General features: G+C 75.6%; 13 protein-coding genes. 6 read left to right on the top strand and 7 right to left on the bottom strand.

Annotated elements, in window-relative coordinates:
* Window positions 1-4 precede the first annotated feature (4 nt).
* The 3 genes from rsmA to ACQPX6_RS25985 all read left to right on the top strand — a co-directional run bounded on the left by rsmA (window position 5) and on the right by ACQPX6_RS25985 (window position 3,784).
* The gene (gene rsmA / locus ACQPX6_RS25995; RefSeq protein ID WP_433783556.1) at window positions 5-877 is read left to right on the top strand and encodes a 16S rRNA (adenine(1518)-N(6)/adenine(1519)-N(6))-dimethyltransferase RsmA; all 873 of its coding nucleotides are present in this window, start codon (window positions 5-7) and stop codon (window positions 875-877) included.
* 49 nt (window positions 878-926) lie between these two features.
* A complete protein-coding gene (locus tag ACQPX6_RS25990) occupies window positions 927-1,934 on the top strand; it encodes a 4-(cytidine 5'-diphospho)-2-C-methyl-D-erythritol kinase (protein ID WP_433783555.1) in 1,008 nt (335 codons plus the stop codon).
* An 86-nt stretch (window positions 1,935-2,020) separates the two neighbouring features.
* A complete protein-coding gene (locus tag ACQPX6_RS25985) occupies window positions 2,021-3,784 on the top strand; it encodes an ABC-F family ATP-binding cassette domain-containing protein (RefSeq protein ID WP_433783554.1) in 1,764 nt (587 codons plus the stop codon).
* Here the strand turns inward: ACQPX6_RS25985 and ACQPX6_RS25980 are convergent.
* From ACQPX6_RS25980 to ACQPX6_RS25970, 3 genes are read right to left on the bottom strand one after another with little or no spacing between them, the layout of a single operon-like run.
* Window positions 3,732-4,499 (bottom strand): CPBP family intramembrane glutamic endopeptidase, encoded by a 768-nt coding sequence (locus ACQPX6_RS25980; protein ID WP_433783553.1) that lies wholly within the window; start codon window positions 4,497-4,499, stop codon window positions 3,732-3,734. The genes ACQPX6_RS25985 and ACQPX6_RS25980 overlap by 53 nt on opposite strands.
* A gap of 26 nt (window positions 4,500-4,525) precedes the next feature.
* A complete protein-coding gene (locus ACQPX6_RS25975) occupies window positions 4,526-5,077 on the bottom strand; it encodes a DUF6653 family protein (RefSeq protein WP_433783552.1) in 552 nt (183 codons plus the stop codon).
* The gene (locus tag ACQPX6_RS25970) at window positions 5,074-5,976 is read right to left on the bottom strand and encodes a hypothetical protein (protein ID WP_433783550.1); all 903 of its coding nucleotides are present in this window, start codon (window positions 5,974-5,976) and stop codon (window positions 5,074-5,076) included. Before ACQPX6_RS25970 ends, ACQPX6_RS25975 begins: the two co-directional genes overlap by 4 nt.
* A 110-nt stretch (window positions 5,977-6,086) precedes the next feature.
* Between ACQPX6_RS25970 and ACQPX6_RS25965 the strand changes: the two genes are divergently transcribed.
* From ACQPX6_RS25965 to ACQPX6_RS25955, 3 genes are read left to right on the top strand one after another with little or no spacing between them, the layout of a single operon-like run.
* Entirely contained in the window at window positions 6,087-6,455 is a 369-nt protein-coding gene (locus tag ACQPX6_RS25965; protein WP_433783549.1) for a response regulator, read from the top strand.
* Window positions 6,452-8,215, top strand: coding sequence for a sensor histidine kinase (locus ACQPX6_RS25960; RefSeq protein ID WP_433783547.1), 1,764 nt, complete (start codon window positions 6,452-6,454; stop codon window positions 8,213-8,215). Before ACQPX6_RS25965 ends, ACQPX6_RS25960 begins: the two co-directional genes overlap by 4 nt.
* Complete coding sequence (locus tag ACQPX6_RS25955) at window positions 8,212-8,850, top strand: response regulator transcription factor (RefSeq protein WP_433783546.1); 639 nt, start codon at window positions 8,212-8,214, stop codon at window positions 8,848-8,850. Before ACQPX6_RS25960 ends, ACQPX6_RS25955 begins: the two co-directional genes overlap by 4 nt.
* On the opposite strand, the gene pth is transcribed toward ACQPX6_RS25955, so the two are convergent.
* From pth to ACQPX6_RS25935, 4 genes are all read right to left on the bottom strand, one after another.
* Window positions 8,847-9,437, bottom strand: coding sequence for an aminoacyl-tRNA hydrolase (gene pth, locus ACQPX6_RS25950; protein WP_433783544.1), 591 nt, complete (start codon window positions 9,435-9,437; stop codon window positions 8,847-8,849). The two genes, ACQPX6_RS25955 and pth, sit on opposite strands and share 4 nt — an antisense overlap.
* A 10-nt stretch (window positions 9,438-9,447) precedes the next feature.
* A complete protein-coding gene (locus ACQPX6_RS25945) occupies window positions 9,448-10,149 on the bottom strand; it encodes a 50S ribosomal protein L25/general stress protein Ctc (protein ID WP_433783542.1) in 702 nt (233 codons plus the stop codon).
* Window positions 10,150-10,826: 677 nt separating this feature from the next.
* Window positions 10,827-11,438: a class I SAM-dependent methyltransferase gene (locus ACQPX6_RS25940; RefSeq protein WP_433783541.1), complete on the bottom strand. Its 612-nt coding sequence runs from the start codon at window positions 11,436-11,438 to the stop codon at window positions 10,827-10,829.
* 4 nt (window positions 11,439-11,442) lie between these two features.
* Window positions 11,443-12,414 (bottom strand): ribose-phosphate diphosphokinase, encoded by a 972-nt coding sequence (locus ACQPX6_RS25935; RefSeq protein WP_433788357.1) that lies wholly within the window; start codon window positions 12,412-12,414, stop codon window positions 11,443-11,445.
* Window positions 12,415-12,417 lie beyond the last annotated feature (3 nt).

Below are 12,417 nucleotides of genomic sequence, written 5' to 3'. Positions count from 1 at the left end.
CGGGGTGAGCGAGCCCGACCCCGTCCGTCTGCTCGGGGCGTCGGACGTCCGGGCGCTGGCCGCCGAGCTCGACCTGCGCCCGACCAAGCGGCTCGGGCAGAACTTCGTCCACGACGCCAACACCGTGCGCCGGATCGTCCGCCTCGCCGGCGTGGGTCCCGACGACGTGGTGCTCGAGGTCGGGCCGGGCCTCGGTTCGCTGACCCTGCCGCTGCTCGAGGCGGCGGCCACCGTCGTCGCCGTCGAGATCGACCCGTTGCTCGCCGGGCGCCTGCCGGCCACCGTCGCCATGCGCGCTCCGGACGCCGACCTGCGCGTCGTCACCGCCGACGCGCTGCGCCTGGCGCCCGCGGACCTGCCGGTCGAGCCCACCGCGCTGGTCGCGAACCTGCCCTACAACGTCGCCGTGCCCGTGGTGCTGCACCTGCTCGCCGTGCTGCCCTCGCTGCGCCGGGGCCTGGTGATGGTGCAGGCCGAGGTCGCCGAGCGGCTCGCAGCGCGGCCGGGGGAGCGGGCGTACGGGGCGCCGTCGGCCAAGCTCGCCTGGTACGGCGAGGCCCGGCGCGCCGGGTCGGTCCCGCGGGCGGTGTTCTGGCCCGTGCCCGGCGTCGACTCCGGGCTCGTGGCGTTCTCCCGGCACCCCGACCCGGTGGAGTCCGACGTCCCGCGCCGCGACGTCTTCGCCGTCGTCGACGCCGCCTTCGCCCAGCGTCGGAAATCGCTGCGGGCCGCGCTCGCGGGGTGGGCGGGCTCGGCGCCGGCGGCCGAGACGGCGCTGCGGGCGGCCGGCGTCGACCCCGGGGCGCGGGGCGAGGAGCTCGACGTCGCCGCCTTCACCGCGATCGCCCGCGCCGGGCGTCACCCGGCGACGGCGTGAAGACGGCGTGACGGCGAGGCCGCCCGGCCGCGGTCCGTACCCTGGACAGGTGCTCTCCGCCGTCGGACCGCCGGTCACCGTCCGCGTCCCGGCCAAGATCAACCTGCATCTGGCCGTGGGTGACCTGCGCCCCGACGGCTACCACGACCTCGTCACGGTCTTCCAGGCCCTGAGCATCACCGACGAGGTCAGCGTGACCGCCGCGGTCCCCGGCGCCATCGAGCCCGGCGTCACCGTGTCCGCCGCCGACGGCGTCACCGGCGCCGACGACGTGCCCACCGACACCACCAACCTCGCCTGGCGGGCCGTCGAGGCCCTCGCCCGCCGCGCCGACCGCAGCCCCGACGTCCGCATCCGCCTGCGCAAGGCGATCCCGGTGGCCGGCGGCATGGCGGGCGGCAGCGCCGACGCCGCGGGCGCCCTGCTGGCCACGGCCAGCCTGTGGCGCCTCGACCTGGGTCGCGAGGCGCTGATGGGCGTCGCCGCCGAGGTCGGCTCCGACGTGGCCTTCGCGCTGCACGGCGGCACGGCGCTGGGCACCGGGCGCGGCGAGCGGCTCGTGCCCGTGCTCTCGCGGCACACGTTCCACTGGGTGGTCGCCGTCGCCGACCACGGGCTGTCGACGCCGACGGTGTTCGGCGAGCTCGACCGCCTGCGCGCCCGCCCCGAGGCGCCTCGACGGGTCGGCGACGTCGAGCCGGTGCTCGAGGCGCTGGCGTCCGGCGAGGCGCGCTCGCTGGCACTGCTGCTGGGCAACGACCTGCAGGCGGCCGCGGTGAGCCTCGACCCGGGCCTGCGGCGCACCCTGCGCGCCGGGGTCGACGCCGGGGCCCTGGCCGGCGTCGTCTCGGGCTCCGGGCCGACCTGCGTGTTCCTCTGCGACGGCCAGGACGCCGCCGTGCGTGTGGCCGCCGAGCTCGCCGGCGTCGGCGTGTGCCGCACGGTGCGCGTCGCCCACGGCCCGGTGCCCGGCGCGCGCGTGGTCGACGGCGAGGGCGGGTCCACCGGCCCGCCCCGGCCCCGGCCCCGCGACCCCGGCCCCGGCGCCTACGCCTGACCCCGCCCGCCTACGCAACGAACTCCCCGTTCGCTGCTCCCATGCGAGTGAACTCCCCGTTCGCTCCTCCCGGAGACTGAAGAACCGTGCCCAACCTGGTCAACCTCGAGTCGGTCTCGATCGCCTTCGGCGGCCCGAAGCCCGTGCTCGACGGCGTGTCCCTCGGCGTCGACACCGGCGACCGCATCGGCGTCGTCGGCCGCAACGGCGGCGGGAAGTCGACGCTGATCTCGATCCTCGCCGGCCTCACGACGCCCGACTCGGGGCGCGTCAGCCCGGTGCGCGGGCTGCGCATGGCGACGGTGACCCAGCAGTCGCGCCCGACCGGGGCGTCGGTGCGCGAGGCCGTGCTCGGCGGGCCCGTCCCCGACCACGAGTGGGCCGCCGACAGCCGCAGCCGCGCGGTGATCGAGGGCCTGCGCCCCGGCGGCGACCGCGGCCTCGACACCTCGATCGAGGGGCTCTCGGGCGGGGAGCGCCAGCGGATCGCCCTGGCCGCGGCGCTGGTGCAGGAGCTCGACCTGCTCGTGCTCGACGAGCCCACCAACCACCTCGACGTCGAGGGCGTCGGCTGGCTCGCCGAGCACCTGCTGGCCCGGCGCACCGCGCTCGTCGTCGTCACGCACGATCGCTGGTTCCTCGACACGGTGGCGTCGCGCACCTGGGAGGTCGTCGACGCCCACGTCGAGCAGTACGAGGGCGGCTACGGCGACTGGATCTACGCGCGGGCGGAGCGGGCGCGCCTGGCCGACGCCGCCGAGCAGCGCCGCCGCAACCTCGCCCGCAAGGAGCTGGCCTGGCTGCGTCGCGGGCCCCAGGCGCGCACGTCCAAGCCGCGCTACCGCGTCGAGGCCGCCGAGGCGCTCATCGCCGACGTCCCCGTGCCCCGCGACTCCGTCGAGCTCGTGACCATGGCCAAGCACCGGCTCGGGCGCACCGTGCTCGAGCTGGAGGACGCGACCCTCGCCGTCGGCCACCGCACGCTGGTCGACCGTCAGACCTGGCGGATCGGCCCCGGCGACCGCGTCGGCATCATCGGGATGAACGGCTCGGGCAAGACGACGCTGCTGCGGGCGCTGGCCGGCGAGCGCGAGCTCGACGGCGGCAAGCGCGTCCAGGGCACCACCGTCCGCCTGGCCCACCTGTCCCAGGACCTCTCCGACCTCCCGCTGCACCGCCGCGTGCTGCAGGCCGTCGAGGACATCGCCGAGCGGGTGACGATCGGCAAGTACGAGCAGACCGCGTCGCAGCTGGCCGAGCGGTTCGGCTTCCCCGCCGCCCGCCAGTGGACGCCGGTCGCCGACCTCTCCGGCGGCGAGCGGCGGCGCCTCCAGCTCGTGCGCCTGCTCATGAGCGAGCCCAACGTGCTGATGTTCGACGAGCCCACCAACGACCTCGACGTCGACACCCTCCAGCAGCTCGAGGACCTCCTCGACGGCTGGCCGGGCACGCTCGTCGTCGTCAGCCACGACCGCTACCTCACCGAGCGCGTGTGCGACCGCGTGGTGGGGCTCTTCGGCGACGGCCGCATCACCGACCTGCCCGGCGGCATCGAGGAGTACCTCCGGCGCCGCGCCGGCCAGCCGGCCGCGCCGTCGGTGTCCTCCTCGTCGGCGCCCCCGACCGGGGACGCGCGCGCCGAGGGCGAGCGCCGCGCCGCGCGCAAGGAGGTGGCGCGCATCGAGCGGCGGCTGGAGAAGATCGCGACGCAGGAGACGAAGCTGCACGAGAAGCTCGCCGCCGCGGCCACCGAGCCCGAGCGCCTCATGGCCCTCGACGCCGACCTGCGCGCGCTGGTCAGCGAGCGCGAGGAGCTGGAGGAGGCGTGGCTGGAGCAGGCGGTCGACTGACCGTCGTCGCCGCCACCGGAGCGGGCCGGAGCCACCACCGCAGGTCGACGACGACGAGGACGACCGCCAGGGCCAGCCAGACCACCATGTAGAGCAGGCCCTCGTGCTGCACGGCGCCCTCGGCCGCGTGGGCGATCACCACGAGCAGGACGCTGCCGCCGGTGTGGTCGAACAGCCACGAGTACCAGAAGGTCACCGCGACGGTGCCCACGACGATGATCGACAGGTTCGACCACGGATCCCCCGCCTCGAGGAACGCCAGCGGGAGGTGCCACACCGTGATCACGACGGCGAGGACCGCCGTGGCGGCCAGCGGCGAGAGGCGCGTCTGCAGCCCGGGCAGGGCGAAGCCCCGCCACCCCGGCTCCTCGCCGAGGGCGCCGTCGGTCGGGTCGACCAGGCGGACCGCGAACGACAGCAGCACGGCGCCGACGGTGGCGGACGCGGCGATCGGGCTGCCCAGCACGACGGCGACCACGTGCACGCCGATCGGCACGGCGAGGGCGAGCACGTACCAGTACCACCGGACCCGCCAGCGCACGAGGCGCCGCCCGAGCGCCGCCAGCCCGGCGCGGCCCTGGGCCAGCGGGGCCACGACCAGCACCGCGATCAGCGGCGAGAACGCCCCGAACGAGCCGAACGGCACGAACGCCCAGGCGATGACGAAGGTCAGGACGAAGAAGGTGACGAGGGGATGGCGGCGGACGGCGGGCACGGGGATCTCCTCGGGGACGGGCGGGGTCAGGGGGCGGGTGGCACGGGGTACTCCCACGCGGCGTAGGCGGGGTCGCGGGCCTTCATGTCCTCGAAGAGCAGGACGGCGCGGTCGATGAACCAGGCCTTGGCGCACTGCACGATCGCGATGCCGGCGACGGTGAGGAGCAGGTCGAGCCGGAGGAGGCCGACGACGAGGATCGCCATCCCGAGCACCTGCCAGGCGATCGTCACGGCCGGCACCCGCGAGGTCCCGAACTGCGGCGGCAGGTCCGCCGGGGCGCGCTCGGCGGCGATCCGCTCGCCGAGCACCCCCTTCGACGCCCAGTTCCGCGTCGAGCGGGGCGGGGGGAAGATCAGCGGCTGGACCACCGTGAACACGAGCGCGGCGACGCCGGCGAGCACCGCCCACCAGCCGAGCCACACGCGGCTCCAGGCCGCGAGGGCGAGCAGCGGCAGCGCGAGGAAGCGCGTCCAGACGCTCCACGGGTTGGCGTGGCGCATCCAGTGCTCGCCCTGCAGGCCGAACAGGCGGGCGACGCGGGAGTCGGTGGTGGTGGTCGTGGTGGACGCGTTCATCGGAGAACCTCCGGTCGGTCGGTCGCGGGGTGCTGGCGCAGGACGGTGGCGGCGGCGAGCCCGACGCCGAGCACGAGCGCGCCGAGCACGGCGAGGGTGAGGCCGTCGGGGGCGAGCACCGGCTGGCCGCGCAGGGCCTGCCACGTGCCGAGGGCGACGAGGCCGAGGTAGCCGAGCCCGGCGATCACCACCAGCGCGCGCCGCGCGTCGGCGTCGAGCCGGGTGGCGGCCAGCGCGGCGGCCAGCAGCGGGAGGACCTGCAGCGCGTGGATGCCGACGAAGTGCCCGACCCGCAGGTCGCCGCCGACCGTGCTCCAGCCGACGAAGGGCACGCCCGGCCCGCCGTCGGCCACCCCGACGGCGTGCGCGCCGCCGTCGACCATGAGCATCCCGAGCGCCATGCCGACCAGGCCCACGCCCAGCCCGAGCCGGATGCCCCAGCGCATCCCGGGGTCGGCCACCCGTTGCCGCAGCAGCACGACGGCGACGACGGCGGTGGCGAGCCAGATCAGCGCCACCGTCGCGCCCATGAGCGAGTACAGCGATCCGTCGAGCGCGGTCTCCTCGTTGAAGTGGCTGCGCCGGCCCCGGGCGGCCTGGACGACGATGACGCCGACCTCCACCGCGGAGCCGACCACGAGCACCCAGCCGACGGCCCGGGCGGTGCGCAGGCCCCGCTCGAGCCCGCCGATCATCCACGCGAGCGCCAGGGCGTAGAGCCCGAACGACAGCGCGAACTTCAGCGGCTTGAGCCAGATCGGCGCGCCGAGCAACTCCCGGTCGTCCACGAGGACGCCCAGCGCCGCCACCACCGCCAGCGCGCCCAGCGCCGCGGCCAGCCAGAACAGGCCGGCGTGGCCCCGCCGTGCCGTGCGGAGCACCGTCGTCGCCGTCGTCATGCTCCCGGAGCGTCCGCGCGTCGCGGACCGGTCACCAGCAGGCCAGCCCTCGCGAGGACCAGGGACATCCCCGTAGCCCGGGAGGCCCCGCCGGTGCCAGCGTCCGGAGCGTGACCGCCCGGGTGCTCATCGTCGACGACCACGCGTCGTTCCGGTCCCTCGCGCGGCGGCTGCTGGTGGCCGACGGGTTCGACGTCGTCGGGGAGGCCGGGGACGCCGCGGACGCGTTCGACGCGGTGCGGACCCTCGCGCCCGACGTCGTACTGCTGGACATCCGGCTCCCGGACCTCGACGGTTTCGGTGTGGCCGAGGTCCTGGCGGGTGACGACGGTGTCTACGGAGCGCCCACGGTGGTGCTCGTGTCGAGCCGCGCCCGCGACGACTACGGCCGGCGGGTGGACGCCAGCCCCGCGCGCGGCTTCATCGCCAAGGACGAGCTCTCCGGGGACGCCCTGCGCCGGGTGCTGGGCGACCCGTGAGCCCCCGGCGCGCGGCGGTCACGACCTGGGCGATCGCGCTCGCGGCCGTGCTGGCCGGCGCCGCGGCCGCCGGCGCGCTCGTGCGGGGCGGCTACGAGGTCCCCGCCGACGTGGTCGCCCCGACGCTGGTGCTCAACCTCGCGGTCGGCTGGTCGTTCGTCGGCGTCGGGCTAGCCGCGCGGCGCCGGCGGCCCGGGAACCGCACGGGCGTGCTGATGGTCCTGCTCGGGTTCGCGTGGCTCGCGCGGTTCCTCGTCGCGGTGGACACGACGCCGGCGTTCGTGCTGGGAGTGCTCCTCGGCTCGGTCGCCCTGAGCCTGTTCGTGCACCTGCTGGTGACGTTCCCGACCGGGCGGACCACCGGCCCCGGCCAGCGCGTGCTCGTCGGCGTCGGCTACCTGCTCTCCGCGCCGCTCGACGCCGTGTTCCTCGCCCTCGGGACGCAGCGGGGCCGGGGCGAGGGGCCGCCGCCGAACGGCCTGCTCATCACCCCGTCCAACGGCGAGTTCTCCCCGGAGCCCGTCGACCTCGTCGTCCAGGCCGTCGTCGTCACGCTGTTCGTGTCGGTGCTCGTGTCGATCTGGACCCGCTGGCGCGCCGCGGGCGCCGCCGCGCGCCGCGCGCTCACTTCGGGCCTGGTCGGCGGCACCGTCGTCGTCGCCACCCTGCTCGTCGAGCGCACCGCGATCCTGCTGCTCCTGCCCCCGTCCGTGGGGGTCGTCCTCGCCTGGTCCGCGCAGGTCGTCCTCGTCGTCTGGCCGGTCGCGCTGCTGCTCGGGCTGCTGCGCAGCCGCCTCGACCGCTCCGGGGTCGGGCGGCTGGTCGTCGAGCTCGGCGACGGCCCGGCGGTGCCCGCGCGCCTGCGCTCGGTCGTGGCGCGCACGCTGCACGACCCGACCGCGGACATCGCCTACCGCGTCCCGGGCACCGACACCTTTCTCGACGCGGCCGGGCGCCCCGCCGACGTCGCGCCCCGCGACGACCGCGCGGTCACCCACCTCGAGCGGGACGGCGAGGTGGTCGCCGTCCTGCGCCACGACCCGGTCCTCGCCGGCGAGCCCGACCTCGTCGCGGCCGTCGCCGCCGGCGCCGGGCTGGCGGTGGAGAACGAGCGCCTGCACGCCGCGGTCCGCGAGCAGCTGGAGGAGGTGCGGGCGTCGCGGACGCGGCTCGTCGAGGCCGCCGACGCCGCCCGTCGCCGGGTCGAGCGGGACCTCCACGACGGCGCGCAGCAGCGCCTCGTGGCCGTCGGGCTGGCGCTGCGCCTGGCCCGCGCCCGCCTCGCGTCGCCGCCGGCGGAGCTCGACGCGCTGCTCGTGGAGGCCGGCGAGGAGCTCACCGCCGCGCTCGCCGAGCTGCGCGAGCTCGCCCGCGGCATCTACCCGGCGCTGCTCACGGACGCGGGGCTCGGTCCGGCGCTGGCCTCGCTGGCCGAGCGCGCGCCGGTGCCCGTCGTGCTCGAGGACGTGCCGACCCAGCGACGCTCGGAGCCGGTGGAGCAGACCTGCTACTTCGTGGTGTCCGAGGCCCTCACCAACGCGGCCAAGCACGCGTCGGCGTCGCACGTCGCTGTCCGCGTCGTCCCCGACGGCGGGGAGCTGCGGGTGGAGGTGGCCGACGACGGCGTCGGCGGGGCGGACGCGGAGGGCTCGGGGTTGCGGGGGCTCGCCGACCGGGTCGCCGCGCTGGGCGGCCACCTGCTGGTCAGCAGCCCCGCCCGCGGCGGCACGCGCGTGACGGCGACCCTGCCGTGCGGGTGATCGTCGCCGACGACGCGGCGCTGTTCCGCGTCGGCGTCGCCCGGTTGCTCGGCGACGCGGGGATCGAGGTGGTCGCCGAGGTCGGCGACGCGCCGGCGCTGCTCGGGGCCGTCGCGGCCCACCGCCCCGACGCCGTCCTCGTCGACATCCGGATGCCGCCGACCCACACCACCGAGGGCCTCGACGCCGCGCGGACCCTCGCGCAGCGGCACCCCGACGTCGGCGTGCTCGTGCTCTCGGCGCACCTGGAGCCGCACTTCGCGCTGTCGATCATCGACGCGGACAGCGGCGGGACGGGCTACCTGCTCAAGGAGCGCGTCGGCGACGTCGACGAGCTCACCGACGCGCTGCGCCGCGTCGTCGCCGGCGGCGTCGTGGTCGACCCGGCCGTGGTGGCCCAGCTCGTCGGGCGCCGGCGCGTGCGCAACCCCCTGGACGCGCTGTCCGACCGCGAGCGGGACGTGCTCGCGGAGATGGCGCAGGGACGGTCGAACCACGGGGTCGGCGAGCGGCTGCACCTGTCGGAGAAGACGGTGGAGGCCTACGCCCGCTCGGCGTTCACCAAGCTCGGGCTCGTGGCCGGGCCGGACGACAACCGCCGCGTCCTGGCGGTGCTGGCGTACCTGCGGGGCTAGTGGAAGCGGTTCTGCGCCGGCTCCAGGCCCTCGGCGGCCAGCGCCTCGACGGCGTCGGCGGCCAGCTCGACGGACACGTCGAGCTCCTTGCGCTCGGCGGCCGACCAGCGCTTGAGCACGTAGTCGGCGGGGTCCTGGCGGCCCGGCGGACGGCCGATGCCGAAGCGCACGCGCAGGTAGTCCTTGGTGCCCAGTGACTTCGAGATCGAGCGCAGCCCGTTGTGCCCGCCCTCGCCGCCACCGCGCTTGAGGCGCACGACGCCGAACTCGAGGTCCAGGTCGTCGTGCACGACCACCACGTCGGCCGGCGCGACCGAGAAGAAGCGGGCGGCGCCGGCGACGGGTCCGCCCGAGAGGTTCATGTAGCCGCGGGGCTTGGCCAGCACGGCACGGCGGCCGGCGAGCCGGCCCTCGGCGACGTCGGCCCCGGAGCGCTTGTGCGGCGAGAACCGGGCACCGACGCGTCCGGCGAGGACGTCCGCGACGACGAACCCGACGTTGTGCCGGGTGCCGTCGTAGTCGGGGCCGGGGTTGCCCAGCCCGACGACCAGCAGGGGGCCGTCGGGCCGGGCACCGTCGGGGCTCACGGGTGTGCGATCAGCTCTCGTCGGAGGACGACTCGGCGTCGCCGGCGGGCTGGTCGCCGGACGCGGCCTCGGACGGCTCGCCGGTCTCGGCGGCCTCGTCCTCGGGGGTGTCCTCCTCGACGCCGGCACCCTCGGTGTCGATCTCGTCCTCCATGGCGTCCTGGCTGGGCGCCTCGGTGACGTTGACGACGAGGACGTCGGGGTCGGTGACGAGCGTCGAGCCGTCGGGCAGGCGGATGTCCTTCGCGAGGAACTGGGTGTTCATCTCGGCGTCCTCGATGACGACCGAGATCTCCTCGGGGATGTCCATCGCGTCGGCCTCGATCGTCAGCCGGTCCTCGTTCTGGAACACCAGGGTGCCGGACGCGGGGTCACCGATGATGACGATCGGGACGTCGACCTGGACCTTCTCGCCACGGCGGACGAGGACGAGGTCGATGTGCTCGAAGAAGCCCTTGATGGGGTCGCGCACGATGCTCTTGGTCAGCGCGAGCTGCGGCTGGCCCTCGAGGCCGGTGAGCGTGAGGACCGCGTTGCGGCCGTTCTCGCGCAGCGCGGCGGCGAGCTCGACGGTGTCGAACGACAGGTGCACGGGGTCGGTGCCGTGCCCGTAGAGCACCGCGGGGACCTTGCCGGCACGACGGGTGCGGCGGGCCGCGCCCTTGCCGAACTCGGTGCGGGTCTCCACCGCGATGCGGACCTCGTCGGCCATGGTGTGTCTCTCCTGCGGTCGTCTGCGGGTCGGCGCGCCGCGCGCGGCCCCGCCCGGGACGCCGGGAGGCCGCACTGCGTCGATCACGGCCGGTGCTCGGACCGGGCCCTCGCCGAAGTGCAGGTCCGACGATACCGGGGCGCGTGGTGGTGCTCGGCGGGCGGGGTTCGTGCCGCGAGGGACGCCTCCGCTGCGTGGGACGCAGGCGGGGTGACCTTCGCTGCGGCGGGGCAGCGCGGAGATCCGTGTCCGTGGAGCGGACGCTCCGCTCAGCGGAACGCGCGCTCCGCAGATCGAGATCTCCGCACGCCCCCCCGGGGACTTCGGTGACGAATCCCGCGCTCAGCGCGGTTCCCGCCACCGAAGTGCGCCGCCCGGGTGGGGTTCGTGTCGCGAGGGACGCCTCCGCTGCGTGTCACGCAGTCGGGGTGACCTTCGCTGCGGCGGGCGAGCGCGGAGATCCGTGTCTGTGGAGCGGACGCTCCGCTCAGCGAAACGCGCGCTCCCGCAGATCGGGATCTCCGCGCACCCGACCGCCCCCGACAGACTTCGGTGGCGAAACCCGCGCTCAGCGCGGTTCCTGCCACCGAAGTCCCCCGCCCGGGCGGGGTCCGTGCTGCGAGGGACGCAGTCGGGGTGACCTTCGCTGCCCGCGTGCCGCGCCTCGCCGAGACCGTTCAGGGCGTCGCGACCCCGAGGTAGAGGTACGACATCGGCCCCGGGCCCCGGAGCCGGTCGTGGGACAGGTCGGTGATCACCAGCCCGGCGTCGCGGACCAGCGCGTCGATCGGGCGCGTGAGGTGGCACCCCGCGCACAGGCGCTGCTGGAGGCCGTCGAGGCGGTGCTGCCAGCGGGCGGTGCGCGGGTCGGGGGAGAGCCCGTGCTCGAGGAACAGGAACCGCCCGTCGGGGCGCAGGACGCGCCGGACCTCGCGCAGCGCGCGCTCGACGTCGGGGATGGTGCACAGGGTGAACGTGCTGACCACGGTGTCGGCGGAGGCGTCGGGCAGGGGCAGGTCGGCGCCGTCGAGGCCGACGTGCTCGACGGGCACGCGGGCCGCGGCCACCCGGCGGGCCGCCAGCCGGCGCGCCACCGCCGACGGCTCGACCGCCCGCACCGAGGTCACGGCGTCGGGGTAGAGCGGCAGCGTCGGCCCGCTGCCCGAGCCCAGCTCCACGACCTCACCGCGGGCCTGCGCCACGGCCCGCACCCGCAGCGCCCGGACGTCCGGGCTGCCGAGCGCGAGGTCCGTGACGCGCGGGACGACGTGCTCGCCCCAGAGGCCCACGACGCTAGGCGTTGCCGTCGAACAGGTTCGTCACCGAGCCGTCCTCGAAGACCTCGCGCACCGCGCGGGCGATGACCGGCGCGATCGAGAGCACCGTCAGCGACGGGAAGCGCTTGCTGTCGGGGATCGGCAGGGTGTTGGTGACGATCACCTCGCGGGCCCCGCACGTCGACAGGCGCTCGACCGCCGGGCCCGAGAGCACGCCGTGGGTGGCGGAGATGATGACGTCCTTGGCCCCGTCGGCGAGCAGCGCCTCGGTGGCCTTGGCGATCGTGCCGCCGGTGTCGATCATGTCGTCGACGAGGATGCAGGTGCGCCCGGAGACCTCGCCGACCACGCGGTTGGCGACGACCTCGTTGGGCCGGGTCTTGTCGCGGCTCTTGTGGATGAAGGCCAGCGGGACGCCGCCCAGCATGTCCGCCCACTTCTCGGCGACGCGCACGCGACCGGAGTCGGGGGCGACGACGGCGAGGTCGTGGTCGGCGTAGGTGTCGCGCAGGTGCTCGGCGAGGACCTTGTTGGCCAGCAGGTGGTCGACGGGACCGTCGAAGAAGCCCTGGATCTGGTCGGTGTGCAGGTCGATCGTCATGATCCGGTGCGCGCCCGCGGTCTTGAGCATGTCCGCGACGAGGCGGGCGGAGATGGGCTCGCGGCCGCGGTGCTTCTTGTCCTGGCGGGCGTACCCGTAGAACGGCACCACCGCGGTGATCCGCTTGGCCGACGCCCGCTTCAGGGCGTCGATCATGATGAGCTGCTCCATGATCCACTGGTTGATCGGCGCGGTGTGGCTCTGGATGACGAAGGCGTCGCAGCCGCGCACCGACTCCTCGAAGCGCACGAAGATCTCGCCGTTGGCGAAGTCGTACGCCGCCTGCGGGGTGATCGTGACGTCGAGCTCCTTGGCGATCTCCTCCGCCAGCTCCGGGTGTGCCCGGCCGGAGAAGAGCATGAGGCTCTTCTTGGGCGTCGACGACATGCT

The organism is Actinomycetospora sp. CA-101289 (genome assembly GCF_050955895.1).
In the GTDB taxonomy this organism is placed as follows: domain Bacteria; phylum Actinomycetota; class Actinomycetes; order Mycobacteriales; family Pseudonocardiaceae; genus Actinomycetospora.
This window is presented reverse-complemented; position numbering and strand designations above follow the sequence as displayed.